Below are 16,406 nucleotides of genomic sequence, written 5' to 3'. Positions count from 1 at the left end.
CTCCTCTGTGGGTGGTTGGGGGTGGTCAAGGGTCCTCGGCGGAACGCCGAGCGGGTGACGGGCATGCGAACCTCACGAGTTCAGGAGGGGGCGGGAGACGGTGTGAAGGAGACAGGGCCACGGAGGGGGGAGTGTCCGTGGCCCTGTCGGTCAGTGGGGTGGTGCGGTGTGCGGCCGGCGCCGCCACCGCACCGTGGCCGGTCAGCCGGCCCAGACGTCCTCGACGTAGATTCCGGACTCGATCAGCGCGTTCAGCCAGGCGCTCGCCTCGACGTCCCCGGCGCCGGTGTGCGTGCGGTAGATCGCCATGAACGCCTCCCGCACCGCGGGGGCCATCCGGCGGCCGTCGCCGCAGACATACACTCGGCCGCCCGCCTCCAGGGCCGCCCACACCTCGTCGCTCTCCTTGGCGATGCGGTCCTGGACGTAGCGGGCCCCGTCCTCGGGGGCGCAGGAGAAGGTGGGCCGCATGCTGACGGCTCCGGCGGCCTCGGCCGCCTCGAACTCCGCGCGGTGCAGGTAGTCGACGTCGGGGTGGTCGCAGCCGAAGTAGCACAGCAGGGTGCCCTTCGACCCGGTGTGGTGCCGGTCGAGCACGGCCCCGCGGAAGGGGGCGAGACCGGTGCCCGCGCTGACCAGGATCACCGGCACCGAGTCGTCCTCGGGCAGCCGGAACGCCTCGCTGCAGGGCAGCACCCGGGCCTGGACCGTGTCGCCGGCGCTCACCGTCTGGAGGTAGTGCGAGCCGATGCCGCGGAACGTGCCCTCGCCGCAGCGGTGGGGCGCGGCGAGCAGCGACACCATCAGGTCGACCTCACCGGGAGAGGCTGCGGCGGACGAGGAGATCGAGTAGTGACGCGGGCGCAGCACCGGCAGCAGCTCGAGGAAGACCTCGAACGGCAGCTCGCAGGCCCGGTAGCGCTCCAGCAGGTCCAGGAGACTGCGTCCGGCGGCGGTCACCTGCTCGCGGAAGGTCTCCTCGTCCGCCGCGGCGAGTTCGGCCAGGGGGCGCTTCTCGGGCGGGCAGGCGGTGTGCTCGGCGAGCACGGCGACCTGCTCCCGGGTGGCGGGGTCCTGAAGCTCGACGAAGTCGGTGAGCAGACGGCGCAGGGTCAGCGGGCGGTCGACGGGCAGGGCGCCCCGGCTGCGGCGGCGGGTCTGGAGCCGGACGGTGCGGTCCAGGTCGAGGGCGAAACGGTCGGCCACCCGCCGCACCAGGTCGGCCGGGTTGCTCGGGAGAACGGCGAGGTGGTCGCCGGTGCGATAGGTGACGCCCTCGGGCAGCCGCAGCTTGAGGAAGCGCTTGGAGCGGCCCAGCCCGTGGTTCATGTCGACGAGTTCTCCGGCGTCGAGCACCTCCATCGGCTGGACGCCGTGTCGTGCGGCGAGCCCGCCGATGACCGAGTCGGTCGCGTCCTCCAGTACGTACAGCCCCGCGTCCTGGTCGTCCTCCGGTTCGGTGGCGGCCGCTTCCCCGGCGGTCCCGTAGCGCTCCAGGAGCGTGGTCCACAGGTCGCCGGTCCAGCGGTCCACGGTGCCGGCGAAGTCACCGGCGGCGTCGGCGGCGCCGCGCTCCAGCAGTGAGGTGGCGCCCGCCGCGGTGAGCCTCTCGTCGATGAGGGTGGGGACGCGCTGGTAGGTGGCGGCCCAGTTGCGGTCGCCGACGCCGAGTACGGCGTACCGCAGGCCGTCGAGCGCGCCGGGCTCCAGCCCCTCCAGCCAGGTGACGAACTCGGTGGCGTCGTCGGTGGGCCTGCCGTTGTAGGAGGCGGCGACGATCACGACCGGTCCGCCATCGGGGGAGAGCTTGCCCACGGCGTCGTTGAGGGGAGCGACGGACGGGGCGAAGCCTCGCTCGTCGCCGTCTTCGGCCAGGTCGCGGGCGATGCCTGCGCAGGTGCCCAGGTTGGAGCCGTGCAGGAGCATGAGTGAGGTGCCGGTGGCACGCCGGACGACGGGGCGGTCCTGGCCCGCGGGAGCGCCGCCCGCCACAAGGGCCGCGGCGGCGGGCGAGCGCCGCTCCCCGCTGGTGCGCCGGGCCAGGTTCAGGGTGAACTCGTCCGGCTTGAGGGTGAGCGACTGCTTGATCTTCAGCTGGTAGTTGGTGTGGTCGATCAGGCGGTAACGGTGGATCACCAGCGCGAGGACCAGTGTGGCCTCGTGCAGCGCGAACTGCCGCCCGATGCAGGCGCGTTCACCGCTGCCGAACGGCTTGAACAGATGGACCGGCCGCTCCTCCTCCCGCTCCGGCAGGAACCGGTCGGGGTCGAACAGCTCGACGTTCTCGCCCCAGGCGGGGTCGCGGTGCAGCTGCGGGATGAGGATCTGGATCGACTCGCCCTTGCGCACGGCGTACTTCCCGCCGATGACCGTGTCCTCGATCGGCTCCACCGCGAAGGCGGGCGCCGTCGGCCACAGCCGCAGACTCTCGTTGAGCACCTGACGGATGTACGTCAGCTTCCCGATGTCCCCGTAATCCGGCTCCGGGGCGTCCGTGTCGCCCCACAGGGCGTCGACCTCGGCCTGGGCGCGGGCGAGGACCTCGGGGTGCTTGGTCAGGTAGTAGAGGGCGAACGACAGCGCCCCGCTGGTGGTCTCGTGGCCGGCGATGAGGAACGTGATCGCCTGGTAGCGGATGTTGACGTCGTCCAACGGCTCGCCCGTCACCGCGTCACGGGTGTGCAGCATCCGCCCGAGCAGGTCGTCGGTGCTCAGGTCCCCGGACGCCCGGCGCTGCCGGATCACGTCGTCCACCAGGCCCTCCATCAGGGCCACGTCCTCACGGAACTGCTCCGCCTGCTTCCACTTGAACAGCTCCGTGCCCGGGATCGACTCGCCCTTGTCCTGAGCGAAGGCCAGCGCCCTGGACAGCGCGGAGACGAAGGGGTGCGGCTCGTCGCGCTCGAACGACTCGAAGTCGTAGCCGAAGCCGCACAGGCCGATCGTGTCGAGCGTCAGGCGCGTCATGTCGTCGGCCACGTCCACGGACTCCGTGCCCGCCGCCCGGTCCCACTTCTCGATCAGCTCCCGGGCGACCCGGAGCATCGTCGCGTGGTAGCCGCGCATCGCGCCGAGTGAGAACGCCGGCATCAGGACGTCGTGCGCCTTGCGCCAGTTGGGCTCGTCGTTGTACGCGGTGAACAGCCCGTCGCCGCCGATTCCCCGGAGGATCACCAGGTCGGGGTGGACGTTCTTGCGGAACCGGCTCTCGTCCGCCAGCTCGGTGACCAGGTCGAGACCGGAGGCGAAGTTGATCTCGTTGCCGAAGACGCGGAGCTTGAACAACGGCCCCAGCTCCTTCGCCTCCTTCATCACATAGAGCAGACCGTCGGCCCCACTGGGGATGTCGAACGCGTGGCCCACCAGAGGCAGGGCCGGGCGCTGAGGGATCGGTTCGGTTCCGCGCAGGGTCTCGTGGGTCATGAGCTTGCCTTTCGTTGCCGCACAGGCTGTCCGCTGGCTAGAACCATACAAGCGACATTGTCGAGTGACAATGTCGCTTGATTGTGGCGTCTGACACAGTCGATCGATTAGCCGTCGGGACCCTCTCGCGGGAGCACCGCGAACACGCACAGACAGGCAAAGCCCCTCCCGCGACACGCTGTTGCGGGAGGGGCTTCTCTCCCTGAAGGGTCGGCGGGACCCGACAGGAGGTTCGCGGGACGGGACTCGGCGGGGTGCTCACGGGACCGGCCAGGCACTTCGAAGGACCGGGCAGGGACTTCGGAGAACCGGCCAGGGAGTTCGGAGAACCGACCAGGGACTTCGGAGAACCGGTCCGGGATCTCAGAGGAATCAGGGGGTGAGGACGAACCGAATCGGGTCGCCGATCTTCTTCTCCAGCCGGTGGACGGCGTCCGCGGCGTCGGCCAGCGGGACGTGCGCGGTGATGGAAGGGGCCAGATCGATCCGCCCGGCGGAGGTCAGGCCGATGAGCTGCTCCACATGCTCGAAGCCGGAGCCGTAGTGGCCGCGGATCTGGCTGCCCCGGAAGCAGAACCCGGTGCTGTCGCCGACGACGATCGGCTCGGGCGTGAGCCCCGCGAGCACCAGGACACCGCCGGCCCCGAGCGCGGCGACCGCCTGAGCGCGAGCGGCGGGAACGCCCGCGAAGTCGAACGCCACGTCGATCCCCCGGCCCGCCGTGGCCTCTGCCACCGCTTCGGCGAAGCCGTCCGCCGTCGGGTCGAGAGCGAAGTCGGCGCCGAAGGCGAGGGCCCGGTCCCGGGCGGTGGGCAGGGGGTCGACGGCGATGATCGGAGCCGCGCCGACCATGCGGGCAAGCCGGATGCCGTGCGCGCCGAGACCGCCCGCGCCCCAGATGCCGACGGCCTGCGCGGGACGCACCGCACCCGTCTCGACGATCGCGGCGTACGGAGTGGAGACGGCGTCGGGAATGATGGCGGCCTGATCGAAGGGAAGGCCGTCGGGGATGGCGAGCAGGGTGTCCTCGCGAGCCACGGCGTACTGGGCCCAGCCGCCGTCGTAGTCCACGCCGCGGGTGAGCGGCTGCCGGCACGAGGTGCGGCGCAGACAGCCACCGCACCCGCCGCACGCCTGCCCGGCCTGCAGCACGACCCGAGTACCGGGCACCCACTCACCGGCCACCCCCGGTCCCACGGCATGGATGACACCGGCGACCTCGTGGCCGAGCGTCACGGCACGGGCCGCGGCGACGGAGTCGACGGGGAACGCCGGACTGATACTGCCGTCGATCAGATGAACGTCGGACAGACACACCCCGGCCGCCCGCACCTCGACCAGCACCTCGCCCGGCCCCGGTGTGGGCACGCGAACCTCTTCGACGGCGAACGTACGGGTGTCCAGGCGGAGCCGCCCGGCAAGCATGGTCTTCATAGGGACCTCGATCCTTCCAATGCCTCAATCGATTGACCTTGTCAACTGACAATGTCACTCAAGCGAGTCACTAGACAAGATCAAGTGAGCCACATCTCAAAGACCTGTCCGCATGGCAGGCCGAGACGGGGGGCCGGGCGGACTGGCTGGGCGAACCGCCCGGTGATGTCGGTTCATGCCGATCACCAACTACGTCGCCGCCGGCCCCAGCCCTCATCCCTCAGGCCCCGAGGAGCTGTCAAGGTGCAGCGAACCTCCGGAAGGTCACGTGCTTGCGCGTGTGGAAACCAAGCCGCTCGTAGAAGTGCGATCGCGCTGGTGTTCGCCTCGGCCACGTGCAGGAAGGGACGTCGCCGCGGGCCACGATGCGGGCGACGAGCGCGCCGACGAGACGGCCCGCGTGACCTCGCCCGCGGGCCTCGGGAGAGGTGCAGACAGCGCTGATCTCGGTCCAGCCCGGCGGGCGTAGCCGCTCGCCCGGGGCGGCCCGGGCGGCAGAACTGCGCCGGACACCACAGCCCTGCGGCAGCTGATCATGCCGCCCGAGCAGCACATGACGGCCCTGGGGGATCAGAAGCGCGGACAGCCCGGTGCCCCGGCCGGGAGGAGGAGAGAAATCCCGTCAGCCATGACGCTCATGTGCCCCGGACGCCTGCCGGGCCGCCACTCAGGCGTCGATGATGACGGGAATGATGAGGGGCTTGCGACGGTGGGTGCGGAACGCCCAGTTCGCCACGGCTCGGGCGAGGAGCTGTTCGAGTTGGCGCGCGTCCCCGACGCCTTCCTCGGCCGCGGTGGCCAGGGTCTTCTCGATGACGGGGATGACCGGCTCGAAGGTGGTGTCGTCGTGGACGAAGCCGCGGGCCAGGAAGTCGGGGGCCTCGGTGAGGGCGCCGGTGTCCGCGTCGACGATCGCCACCACCGTGACCACGCCTTCCTCCGCGAGGGTGAGGCGGTCCTTCAGGGACGCCTCGGTGGCGCCGCCGACCTCCATGCCATCCACGTAGACGTTGCCGGCGGGGACCTTGCCGGTGATGGAGGCGCGCCCGTCGACGAGGTCGACGACGACGCCGTCCTCGGCGATGACGACCCGTTCGGGGTCGACGCCGGTACGGATGGCGAGGTCGGCGTTGGCCCGCAGGTGGCGCCATTCGCCGTGCACGGGCATGACGTTGCGGGGTTTGACGATGTTGTAGCAGTAGACCAGTTCGCCGGCGCTGGCGTGTCCGGAGACGTGCACCTTGGCGTTGCCCTTGTGGACGACGTGGGCCCCCCACCGGGTGAGCCCGTTGATCACCCGGTAGATGGCGTTCTCGTTGCCGGGGATGAGGGAGCTGGCGAGCAGGACGGTGTCGCCCTTGCCGATGCGGATCTGGTGGTCGCGGGTGGCCATCCGTGACAGCGCGGCCATCGGTTCGCCCTGGGAGCCGGTGCACACCAGAGTGATCTTGTGGTCCGGAAGCTTCTCCAACTCCTTGGTGCTCACGACCAGACCGGAGGGGACCTTCAGATAGCCCAGGTCACGGGCGATGCCCATGTTGCGGACCATCGACCGCCCGACGAAGGCGACCTTGCGGCCGTGCTGGTGGGCGGCGTCCAGGACCTGCTGGATGCGGTGCACATGGCTGGCGAAGCTGGAGACGATGACCCGGCGCGGCGCGGTGCGCATCACCTGCTCGATCGCCGGGTTCAGATCACGCTCGGAGGTGGTGAAACCGGGCACTTCGGCGTTGGTGGAGTCGGTGAGGAACAGGTCCACGCCCTCCTCGCCGAGGCGTGCGAAGGCGCGCAGATCGGTGATGCGGTCGTCGAGAGGGAACTGGTCCATCTTGAAGTCGCCGGTGTGCAGCACCATCCCGGCGCCGGTGCGGATCGCGACGGCGAGGCTGTCCGGGATGGAGTGATTGACCGCCACGAACTCGCAGTCGAAGGGCCCGAAGCCACGCCGGTCGCCCTCCCGCACCCGCACCGTGCGCGGCCGGATGCCGTGCTCCTTGAGCTTTGCTTCCAAGAACGCCAGCGTCAGCTTGGAGCCGACGACGGGAATGTCGGACCGCTCCCGCAGCAGATACGGCACACCGCCGATGTGGTCCTCGTGGCCGTGGGTGAGGACCACGGCCACGATGTCGTCCAGCCGGTCCCGGATCGAGGTGAAGTCCGGCAGGATCACGTCCACGCCGGGCTGGGTCTCCTCGGGGAACAGCACGCCGCAGTCGACGATGAGCAGCTTGCCCGCGTGCTCGAAGACGGTCATGTTGCGGCCGATCTCACCCAGGCCACCCAGGGCGATGACCCGCAGCCCTCCTTCGGCAAGGGGCGGGGCGGCTTTCAACTCGGGGTGCGGATGGCTCATACCCTGACGGTACCCGGAGAGTGGGACGTGATGATCCTTGCCTGTGTGATCTCGTCCTGCCGACGGAGCGGGGCACCCGCAGCGGCCGCCGTCGACGCCGTGCCGGAAGGGGGCCCGCTCCTGCCCCGGGTCCCCGTCCTCCCTGGGCCGGGCGGCGATCACGGCTCCGCGAAGGCGCGCTGCCACTCGACTGATGACGTCGAAGGCCGCGGTGACCAGGCAGCCGGGCGTGCGAACCCCGTCGGCTACGGCGAGACCGAGGTACCGGAGGTATCGAAACGGCCCGATGAGGGCGGCGTCGAGCCGCTGCCCCGCAGGTGCGGGTCGTAGGCGGCGTCACCGGCCCCTTGTGCGTCAGCACAGTGGCACCGTCGGGCTCAGGAACGAGGACGGTGCGGCGAGCCGTGCGCCCAGGGACCATCCCCGATTCCGCAGGCCCAGTCGGTGGCGAGACGGACCTCGGCGGACGCCGCCCCCGGCAGGTTCCTAGCATGATCGGATGGTTGACGATGATGCCCAGAGGAACGAGACAGGACGGAAAGGTGTGTCTGGGGACGCCGTAGCCGGTTTCCCCGACGGACCACATCATGGCAATGCCGGGGAGGCGTCTCACCCGGTTGCCGACCTCGTCGAGTGGGCGGCCGACCTGGTCGAGCCGGTCAAGCCGAAGCTGCGGGGCTGGCTCCATGCCGCGATGGTCCCTGCCTCGGCGAGCGCCGGCATCGTCCTCGTCTGCCTGGCCCCGACCCGGCAGGCGACCCTGGCCTGCACCGTGTACTCCCTCACCGCCTGGCTGCTGTTCGGGACGAGCGCCGTCTACCATCTGGGCAACTGGGGGCCGATGGGCGAGGCCGTCCTGCGCCGCCTCGACCACGCCAACATCTTCCTGATCATCGCCGGGACCTGCACCCCTATGGCTGTGCTCCTGCTCCCTCCTGAGCGGCGAGACCTGCTGCTGTGGATCGTATGGACGGGCGCGCTGACCGGTATCGCCTTCCGCGTGCTGTGGGTCAACGCTCCCCGCTGGCTGTACACCCCCTGCTACCTGGCCCTGGGGTGGGCACCTGTGCGTTACCTGCCCGACTTCATGCACGCCGGCGGTACGGCCGTGGTTACCCTGACAGTGACCGGCGGTCTTCTCTACAGCGCGGGAGCGGTGGTCTACGCCGTCCAGCGCCCCGACCCTTCGCCCCGTTGGTTCGGCTTCCACGAGGTGTTCCACGCCTTGACCGTGGCGGCCTTCACCGCGCACTACATCGCCATCTCCCTCGCCGTCTACTGACCACCGGAGCAGATGCGTTCACTACCGCGTCACGGTGCTGTCGCCGCACACGCGGCCTGATCAACGAGCGAGGTGCCGATGAAGCCGTTCGGACACGACACCGTCCCTGCGCGCCACAGCCCGGCAACGCGCCGACGTGACAGCCGCCGAGGCCGACGGCCCGCTCACCCTCAGGCGGGCGCCCGACGAACTGGACGATGTGCCGGTGCGGCGGTGTCCGGCGTTGATGCGCTGGGCTTCTTCGAGCTGGCCTTCGAGGACACGTACCCCGCCGAGCCGATCTGCGAACTGCTGGGGGCCCGTCGGCGGCGCGGGGCCCGACGCACGGATGAGATCCAGAGCCGCCCGCAGAGCTTCCCGTGGCGCTGCGGACCGGGGCGTCGACCGCGTTTCCCAGCGCCTCCGGCGAGCGCGGTGGCTCGGGTGGGTCGGCGGGCGGGGCACAGGGGCAGGCGGGGCACAGGGGGGCACGAACCTGGCATGAACGACCGCAGACGAGAGTGACCCGATGCCGCACATGTACACCCCCTGACCTGTATCGCGGCACCAGCGAAGCCGTATGCGCCCATCTCGCTCTGTTGCGCCACCGTCCAAGCCACCCGGGTGGGCTGGTGCGTAGAATCCGGTCCCATGCCGAAGTCTGACGAGCTGCTCGTTGCGATAGCCGCCCTCGTGGAGTCCGGGCAGAGCAATCAGATGTCCCTGACCGTGGTCACCAGTGGTGCCGTCATCACCGGTCGACTGGCTCCGGAAGCCATGTGGAGGCAGAGGGTGTCTGAGGTGCTGACGAACTCCGCAGCCCTGGGCGAGTTCTCCGCCGTCTTCGACGCCCCCGCGAGGAAGGACGGGCCGCCCACACATCTGCATTTCCACGTCGCCCGGATCCTGCAGGGCATGGTGGGAATCCCGGAAACAGGCGGGATGTACCGCGTCGCGATCGAGGACGTCAGTGCCTGGACCGCGGGCGACTTCAGCTACTCCGACCACTGACCCACCGACGCACGGCACGCATCGAGGCCCCGCACCTTGGGTTCCAGGAACCGTCGCAACCCCGGTTCAAGGGGTCCGACGGAGTTCGAGATGCGCAAGGTGCGGACGGCGGCCAGAGGCGTCTGGCAGGGACAAGCCGGCGCCACCGGCTTCTCGCCCGGCGGCGCCGCCGTCCGAACCGTGCCGGTAAGCAGGCGATGGGCAGCGTCCAAGCAGATGACTGGGGCGGCGGGCCGGAGCGTCGATTCCACCGTCCTGACGCTGTGCGGTACTCGAAATGGCGATCAGGACCCGGCTTGATCGCCCCGGCGCCCCCCGGTTGATCTCGGCGGTCAGGATCCCTTTCCGGCCGGCTCAAGGATCGCGACGCACTCCACGTGATGCGTCATCGGAAACAGATCGAACGCCCTCAGCATCCGCACCCGATAACCCCCCTCGCGGAAGTACCCCAGGTCGCGAGCGAGCGCAGCGGGGTCGCAGGCGACGTACGCGATGCGGCGCGCGCCCAGCGTCGACAGGTGCTCCACCGTCTTGCGGCCCGCGCCCGCGCGGGGCGGGTCCAGGACGACGAGGTCGACCTCGGTGATCCCGGTGCGCGGCAGCACCGCCTCGACCTTGCCCAGCTCGATCCGTACGCGGTCGAACTCCGCGAGGTTGTGCCGCGCGTCCTCGACCGCCCGCTTGCCGGACTCGATGCCGAGGACGGCCCCCTTCTCGCCGACCCGGTCGGCGAGGGCGCCCGCGAACAGCCCGACCCCGCAGTACAGGTCGAGCGCGGTGTCCCCCTTGCGGGGCAGCAGGCCCTGCATGACGGCCTTCACGAGGGTGTCCGCGGCCTTGGGGTGGACCTGCCAGAAACCGCCGCTCCCGACGCGGTACGTGCGGTCGTCGGCGCGCTCACGGACGAAGGGGCGCCCGTGGACGCGGTGCACACCCCGGTCCTTCTCCCCGACCCGCATCACCGACACCGGCTTGTCCAGCTCCACGATCGGCAGCCGCGCCCCCGGCTTCGGCGTGAGGATCACCTGGCGGTCCTGAGAACCCGTCGCCGCGATCGCGTCGACCGACTCCATGCCGGACCAGTCCCGCTTCTCGATGCCCAGCTCGCTCACGCCCGGCGCCGCGATCAGACAGTGGTCGATCGGCTCGACCTCGTGGGAGCGGTGGCGGCGCAGCCCCGCGCGCCCCGAGGCGTCCACCGCGTACTGCACACGCGTGCGCCACGCCGGGACCTCGCCCGCCGGGACCTTGTCGCCCTCGGCCGGCATCACCGTGCCGTCCCAGCCCGCCTCCTCGGGCGTGAGGCCCGCGAGCCGCCGCAGCTGCTCGGCGAGGACCTCGCCCTTGAAGCGGCGCTGCGCGCCCGGCTTGACGTGCTGCCAGTCACAGCCACCGCATCGGCCGGGGCCGGCGTAGGGGCAGGGCGCCTCGATGCGGTCCTTGGCCGCGTCGAGCACCTCGACGGCGTCGGCCCGCAGGAAGCGCGCGCCCTCCTCGCCCTCGGTCACCCGGGCCACGACCCGCTCACCGGGCAGCGTGTGCCGGACGAAGAGGACCTGGCCCTCCGCCGTACGGGCGATGCAGTGACCACCATGGGCGACGGGGCCGACCTCGACCTCGTACTCCTCCCCCACCAGCGATTTCTTCGGTTCTGCCTGCATGGCGGGGTGACTCCAGGAGAGAGGGAAGCGACAACGGCCGGACAACAGCCCACCAGTCTACGTGGGTGCCGTCCGGCCGCCGACCACCGGAGACTCAGCTCTGGTTGGCCGAGGACTCCTTCGCCGGGGTCTTGGACCGGTCGTACGCCGGACCACGCCGTACCGAACCCGGCGCGTTCCACTCCTGCCGCTTGCGTTCGCGCCGCTTGGCGACCTCGGAGGACTCCAGCTGGTACGGCACGGAGGTCACCATGACACCCGGCGTGAACAGAAGGCGTCCCTTGAGCCGGAGCGCGCTCTGGTTGTGCAGCAGATGCTCGTACCAGTGGCCGACCACGTACTCGGGGATGATGACCGACACCGCGTCGCGCGGGGACTCCTTGCGCAGCCCCTTGACGTACTCGATGACCGGCCGGGTGACCTCCCGGTACGGCGAGTCGAGGACCTTCAGCGGTACGTCGATGCCGCGCCGGTTCCACTCCTCCTGGAGCGCCTTGGTCTCGGCCGCGTCGACGTTGACGCTGAGCGCCTCCAGGGTGTGCGAGCGCAGCAGCTTGGCGTAGGCGAGGGCGCGCAGGGTCGGGCGGTGGATCTTGGAGATCAGCACCACGGAGTGGACCCGGGACGGCCGTACGACGTCGTCGCTGGGGCCGTCGGGGGCGGCGATCTCGGCCGCGACGCGGTCGTAGTGCTTACGGATCGCGGTCATCGTCGCGTAGAAGATCACCATGCCGAGCAGGGCGACCCAGGCGCCGTGCGTGAACTTGGTGACGAGGACGACGATCAGGACGAGCCCGGTGAAGAAGGCGCCGAAGGCGTTGATGGCCCGCGAGCGGACCATGTGGCGCCGCTTGGCCTGGTCCTTCTCGGTGCGCAGATGGCGGTTCCAATGTCGGACCATGCCCGTCTGGCTGAGGGTGAAGGAGACGAACACACCGACGATGTACAGCTGGATCAGCCGGGTCGAGTCGGCGCCGTAGATCCACACCAGCAGTCCGGCGGCGCCCGCGAGGAGCACGATGCCGTTCGAGAAGGCGAGGCGATCACCTCGGGTGTGCAGCTGGCGCGGCAGGTAACGGTCCTGGGCGAGGATCGAGCCGAGCAGCGGGAAGCCGTTGTACGCGGTGTTGGCGGCCAGGAAGAGGACCAGGGCGGTGGCGGCGGCCAGCATGATGAAGAAGAACGTTCCGTCGCCGAAGACGGCTGCCGCGACCTGCGAGATCACCGGGTTCTGGACGTAGGACTCGCCGACCGGGGTGCCGTCGCGCACGAGGTCGACCGCCGGGTTCTCGGCCATCCGTACGTTGGTGGCCATGGCGAGGCCGATGATGCCGCAGAACATGGTGACGGCGAGCAGGCCCATCGCGGCGAGGGTGGTGGCCGCGTTCTTCGACTTGGGCTTGCGGAAGGCGGGGACGCCGTTGGAGATGGCCTCGACGCCGGTCAGCGCGGCGCAGCCGGAGGAGAACGCGCGCAGCAGCAGGAAGACCAGCGCGAAGCCGGCGAGTCCCTCGTGCTCGGGCTTGATCTCCAGGTCCGAGGTGGGTGCCCGCATCGTCTCGTCGAGGACCAGCCCGCGGAAGGCACCCCAGGCGATCATCGCGAAGACGCCGACGACGAAGACGTACGTCGGGATCGCGAACAGCTTGCCGGACTCCTTCACCCCGCGCAGGTTCATCAGCGTGAGCAGCACGATGATGCCGACCGCGCACAGCACCTTGTGCTCGACGAAGAAGGGGATGGCCGAGCCGAGGTTCTCCACGCCGGAGGAGATCGACACGGCGACGGTGAGGACGTAGTCGACGAGGAGCGCGCTGGCGACGGTGAGACCGGCCTTGGGACCGAGGTTGGTGTTCGCCACCTCGTAGTCGCCGCCGCCGCTCGGATAGGCGTGCACGTTCTGCCGGTAGGACGCCACCACGGTGAACATCAAAACGACGACGGCGACGGCGATCCAGGGGCTGAAGTGGTAGGCCGACACGCCCGTGATGGAGAGGACCAGCAGGACCTCGCCGGGTGCGTACGCCACGGACGAGAGCGGGTCGGAGGCGAAGACGGGGAGTGCGATGCGCTTCGGCAGGAGCGTTTCGCCGAGCCGGTCGCTGCGCAGAGCGCGCCCGATCAGAATCCGTTTGGGCAGGTCGGTCAGTTTGGACACGCAGAGGATCGTAAGCGCCCCGACTGGTTCTGGGCACATCCGGGTGAAATCCCGGCGGGCCCCTGGGTGAAATCTCCCCGGGCGTCACTGCGAGGTGCGTCACGTGACGCATCCTCAGGCCTAATGAGGGCGTCCTGATGTCTATATGACGAATCCCCTTCCCCCATCTCTGGAGGCCCCATGCAGGCGGCGACCGCGGAGCTGATCGGCGCACTCGTGTCCCTCGTCGGCCTCGGTGTCCTGACGATGATCAGCGTCCGCCGGATCAGCCGTCGGCGCTCGCCCACCTGACGGGTGCTGCACGGGGGTGCCCTTGGCGGACCGCGCGTGTGTAGCTTGGGCCACGGTCTGAGACCCTGTTTTTGCCGTTTCGGCTGAACACCAGCTATTGACACCGGAAGGACGGTCGTGCACATCGTCATCATGGGCTGCGGGCGAGTGGGGTCGACCCTCGCCCAGACCCTGGAGCAACAGGGGCACACGGTCGCCGTGATCGACCAGGACCCCACTGCCTTCCGTCGTCTGGGCTCGGGATTCGGTGGCCGCCGTGTCACCGGTGTCGGCTTCGACCGCGACACCCTGCGTGAGGCGGGCATCGAGGAGGCGGGCGCGTTCGCGGCCGTCTCCAGCGGCGACAACTCGAACATCATCGCCGCCCGCGTCGCCCGCGAGATGTTCGGCATCGAGAACGTGGCGGCGAGGATCTACGACCCCCGCCGCGCCGAGGTCTACCAGCGTCTGGGCATCCCCACGGTCGCCACGGTCCGCTGGACGGCCGACCAGATGCTGCGCCGGCTGCTGCCCGCCGGGTCCGAACCGCTGTGGCGCGACCCCACCGGGGGCGTCCAGCTCGCCGAGGTGCACGCCTCCTCGGCCTGGGTGGGCCACAAGATCAGCAAGATGCAGGAGGAGACGGGCGTCCGCGTCGCGTTCCTCACCCGCCTGGGTGAGGCCATCCTGCCCACCTCGCAGACGGTGCTGCAGGAGGGCGACCTGGTGCACGTGATGATGCGTACGGACGACGTCGAGAAGGTCGAGGCGTCCTTCGCCGAGGGTCCCGACGAGGAGGGCGGTCACTGATGAGGGTCGCCATTGCCGGAGCCGGTGCGGTGGGCCGCTCGATCGCGGGCGAACTGCTGGAGAACGGCCACGAGATCCTGCTCATCGACAAGGCGCCGACCGCCATCTCGGTCGAGCGCGTGCCCATGGCGGAGTGGCTGCTGGCCGACGCCTGCGAGATCACCTCGCTGGACGAGGCAGCGCTGCAACGCTGCAACGTGGTGATCGCCGCGACGGGCGACGACAAGGTCAACCTGGTCGTCTCGTTGCTGGCGAAGACGGAGTACGGCGTCCCGCGTGTGGTCGCCCGCGTCAACAACCCGAAGAACGAGTGGCTGTTCAACGAGTCGTGGGGCGTGGACGTCGCCGTGTCGACGCCCCGGCTGATGTCGGCCCTGGTCGAGGAGGCGGTGAGCGTCGGCGACCTGGTGCGTCTGCTCCGCTTCAGCCACGGTGACGCCAACCTGGTGGAGCTGACCCTCCCGCCGGAGTCGGCGCTGGCCGGCACGCAGGTGGGCGAGGTCGAGTGGCCGGAGGACACGTCCCTGGTGACGATCATCCGCGGCACCCGGGTCCTCACCCCGACCCAGGAGGACTCCCTCGAAGCCGGCGACGAGCTCCTCTTCGTCGCCGCCCAGGCCCGCGAGGAACAGCTGGAGGATCTGCTGTCGGTCCGCCGCGAGGACGCGACGAGCTGACCGCCGGACACGGCGAAGGGGCGCCCGGAGGTCTCCGGGCGCCCCTTCGCGCGTGGTTCGGTCGGGCGGTGCCTTCGGCCGAGGACCGGCCGCCGGTGCCTCGTTTCGTGGTTCAGTCGCCCGTGTGGGCCGCCCGCTCGGCGGCCTTGCGCTCCTTCTCGGCCTGCTCGGCCGCCTCCATCTCCGCGAACACGTCGATCGGCGCCGGCGCCTTGGCCAGGAACACCCAGGTCAGCCAGACGGCCAGCAGGAACGGCGGGATCTTCAGCGCGACGAGCACCCAGCCGAGCTGCTCGGTGTCGGCCCACCAGTACAGCGGGAAGAGGATGGCGCACTTGCCGAGCAGGATCGCGCCCCAGGCGTAGCTCGCCTTCGCGTACGCCTTCTTGCGGCCGGGGTTGCGGGTCCGCCAGGAGAGGTTCTCCTTGAACACCGGCCCGAGCATCAGCCCCATCAGCGGCACGCCCGCGAGCGTGGTGATGATGTAGGTGAGGCCCATGCCGAGCGTGTAGAGCATGCCCGGCAGGTAGAAGTCCTTCGCGTTGCCGGTCATCATCGCGAAGACCACGCCGAAGGCGACGCCGAAGACACCGCTGAAGGCGTGCTTCACGGTGTCCTTCCTGACCAGCCGCACCACGACCAGCAGCAGGGAGACACCGAGGGCCGCGAGGGCCGACGAGTGCAGGTCCTTGTTGATCGTGTAGATGGTGACGAAGAGGAGGCCGGGCAGCACGGTCTCGACCATGCCCCGCACCCCGCCGAAGGCCTCGAACAGCGCGGCCTCGGTCACCGCCCTGGAGTCCTGGGGGTCGTCCTGGACACCGGTCGTGTCCCCGGCGCCGCGGGCGGCGTCCTCCGTCGGCTTGTCGAGCGACGTCACCGGCTACTCCCGTCCGAGCGGTCTGAGTTCGTACTTCGGGTTGAAGAGCACCCTACGGCCCCGGCTCATCGAGACCCGACCGGATGCGATCAGCTTGCGCCCCGGCTCTATCCCGACGATGGAGCGCCTGCCGAGCCACACCACGTCCAGGGCGGCCGAACCGTCGAACAGCTCGGCCTCCAGGGCCGGCACACCGGCCCGCGGGCGCAGCGTGACCGTGCGCAAGGTACCAGTAACCGTCACTATCTGTCGGTCATGGCAGTCACAGATCCGTGTACAGCCCGCGGTGTCCGTGTCCTCCCGCAGCTCCTCGCTCTCCAGGTCCTCCTGGGACGAGGACAGCCGGTCGAGCATGCGCCGGAACCGGCCCGCCGGCTTCTCTGAACGAGGAACAGCACTCATGGCAAAAAGCCTACCGGGGAGCGCCGACAGAGCCGCACCCCCCGTACGAGCCACCTCTGTTCGCCA

12 protein-coding genes are annotated in these 16,406 nt (G+C 70.0%); 4 read left to right on the top strand and 8 right to left on the bottom strand.

Annotation, left to right across the window (positions count from 1 at the left end):
• Positions 1–201: 201 nt before the first annotated feature.
• From ACZ4Z3_RS18965 to ACZ4Z3_RS18950, 4 genes are all read right to left on the bottom strand, one after another.
• Positions 202–3,423 carry a bifunctional cytochrome P450/NADPH--P450 reductase gene (locus tag ACZ4Z3_RS18965; RefSeq protein WP_468502054.1) on the bottom strand — a complete coding sequence of 1,074 codons (3,222 nt, stop codon included), beginning with the start codon at positions 3,421–3,423 and terminating at the stop codon, positions 202–204.
• Positions 3,424–3,795: 372 nt separating this feature from the next.
• Positions 3,796–4,857, bottom strand: coding sequence for a zinc-binding dehydrogenase (locus ACZ4Z3_RS18960; protein ID WP_468502053.1), 1,062 nt, complete (start codon positions 4,855–4,857; stop codon positions 3,796–3,798).
• A 238-nt stretch (positions 4,858–5,095) separates the two neighbouring features.
• A complete protein-coding gene (locus ACZ4Z3_RS18955; RefSeq protein WP_468502052.1) occupies positions 5,096–5,410 on the bottom strand; it encodes a GNAT family N-acetyltransferase in 315 nt (104 codons plus the stop codon).
• A 114-nt stretch (positions 5,411–5,524) separates the two neighbouring features.
• Positions 5,525–7,210 (bottom strand): ribonuclease J, encoded by a 1,686-nt coding sequence (locus tag ACZ4Z3_RS18950; protein WP_468502051.1) that lies wholly within the window; start codon positions 7,208–7,210, stop codon positions 5,525–5,527.
• A gap of 499 nt (positions 7,211–7,709) precedes the next feature.
• Here ACZ4Z3_RS18950 and trhA point away from each other — a divergent pair, with 499 nt between their 5' ends.
• Together trhA and ACZ4Z3_RS18940 are read left to right on the top strand one after the other, a co-directional pair.
• Complete coding sequence (trhA, locus tag ACZ4Z3_RS18945; protein ID WP_468502050.1) at positions 7,710–8,492, top strand: PAQR family membrane homeostasis protein TrhA; 783 nt, start codon at positions 7,710–7,712, stop codon at positions 8,490–8,492.
• 630 nt (positions 8,493–9,122) lie between these two features.
• On the top strand, positions 9,123–9,482 hold the full coding sequence (locus ACZ4Z3_RS18940) for a hypothetical protein (RefSeq protein WP_468502049.1): 360 nt from the start codon (positions 9,123–9,125) through the stop codon (positions 9,480–9,482).
• A 332-nt stretch (positions 9,483–9,814) separates the two neighbouring features.
• On the opposite strand, the gene ACZ4Z3_RS18935 is transcribed toward ACZ4Z3_RS18940, so the two are convergent.
• Both ACZ4Z3_RS18935 and ACZ4Z3_RS18930 read right to left on the bottom strand, forming a co-directional pair.
• Complete coding sequence (locus ACZ4Z3_RS18935; RefSeq protein WP_468502048.1) at positions 9,815–11,143, bottom strand: class I SAM-dependent RNA methyltransferase; 1,329 nt, start codon at positions 11,141–11,143, stop codon at positions 9,815–9,817.
• A 94-nt stretch (positions 11,144–11,237) separates the two neighbouring features.
• On the bottom strand, positions 11,238–13,301 hold the full coding sequence (locus ACZ4Z3_RS18930; protein ID WP_468502047.1) for an APC family permease: 2,064 nt from the start codon (positions 13,299–13,301) through the stop codon (positions 11,238–11,240).
• A 408-nt stretch (positions 13,302–13,709) separates the two neighbouring features.
• Here ACZ4Z3_RS18930 and ACZ4Z3_RS18925 point away from each other — a divergent pair, with 408 nt between their 5' ends.
• Together ACZ4Z3_RS18925 and ACZ4Z3_RS18920 are read left to right on the top strand one after the other, a co-directional pair.
• Positions 13,710–14,381, top strand: a complete 672-nt coding sequence (locus ACZ4Z3_RS18925; RefSeq protein WP_055520747.1) for a potassium channel family protein — start codon at positions 13,710–13,712, stop codon at positions 14,379–14,381.
• Positions 14,381–15,058, top strand: a complete 678-nt coding sequence (locus ACZ4Z3_RS18920; RefSeq protein WP_055538640.1) for a potassium channel family protein — start codon at positions 14,381–14,383, stop codon at positions 15,056–15,058. The genes ACZ4Z3_RS18925 and ACZ4Z3_RS18920 overlap by 1 nt, the downstream gene beginning before the upstream one ends.
• Before the next feature lie 112 nt (positions 15,059–15,170).
• Here ACZ4Z3_RS18920 and ACZ4Z3_RS18915 read toward each other — a convergent pair whose 3' ends face one another.
• Together ACZ4Z3_RS18915 and ACZ4Z3_RS18910 are read right to left on the bottom strand one after the other, a co-directional pair.
• On the bottom strand, positions 15,171–15,938 hold the full coding sequence (locus ACZ4Z3_RS18915; RefSeq protein ID WP_468502046.1) for a DUF3159 domain-containing protein: 768 nt from the start codon (positions 15,936–15,938) through the stop codon (positions 15,171–15,173).
• Positions 15,939–15,941: 3 nt separating this feature from the next.
• Positions 15,942–16,340: an OB-fold nucleic acid binding domain-containing protein gene (locus tag ACZ4Z3_RS18910; protein WP_079049391.1), complete on the bottom strand. Its 399-nt coding sequence runs from the start codon at positions 16,338–16,340 to the stop codon at positions 15,942–15,944.
• Positions 16,341–16,406: the final 66 nt, after the last annotated feature.

The sequence above is a fragment of the Streptomyces sp. NPDC030296 genome, from assembly GCF_055572815.1.
Note: the sequence above shows the minus strand (reverse complement) of the source record. Positions and strands in the feature narration are given on the sequence as shown.

Excerpts from the sequence above, each read along its gene's own strand:
- ACZ4Z3_RS18965 (WP_468502054.1), bottom strand. The coding sequence starts at position 3,423 with ATGACCCACGAGACCCTGCGCGGAACCGAACCGATCCCTCAGCGCCCG.
- ACZ4Z3_RS18960 (WP_468502053.1), bottom strand. The coding sequence starts at position 4,857 with ATGAAGACCATGCTTGCCGGGCGGCTCCGCCTGGACACCCGTACGTTC.
- ACZ4Z3_RS18950 (WP_468502051.1), bottom strand. The coding sequence starts at position 7,210 with ATGAGCCATCCGCACCCCGAGTTGAAAGCCGCCCCGCCCCTTGCCGAA.
- trhA (WP_468502050.1), top strand. The coding sequence starts at position 7,710 with ATGGTTGACGATGATGCCCAGAGGAACGAGACAGGACGGAAAGGTGTG.
- ACZ4Z3_RS18940 (WP_468502049.1), top strand. The coding sequence starts at position 9,123 with ATGCCGAAGTCTGACGAGCTGCTCGTTGCGATAGCCGCCCTCGTGGAG.
- ACZ4Z3_RS18935 (WP_468502048.1), bottom strand. The coding sequence starts at position 11,143 with ATGCAGGCAGAACCGAAGAAATCGCTGGTGGGGGAGGAGTACGAGGTC.
- ACZ4Z3_RS18920 (WP_055538640.1), top strand. The coding sequence starts at position 14,381 with ATGAGGGTCGCCATTGCCGGAGCCGGTGCGGTGGGCCGCTCGATCGCG.
- ACZ4Z3_RS18910 (WP_079049391.1), bottom strand. The coding sequence starts at position 16,340 with ATGAGTGCTGTTCCTCGTTCAGAGAAGCCGGCGGGCCGGTTCCGGCGC.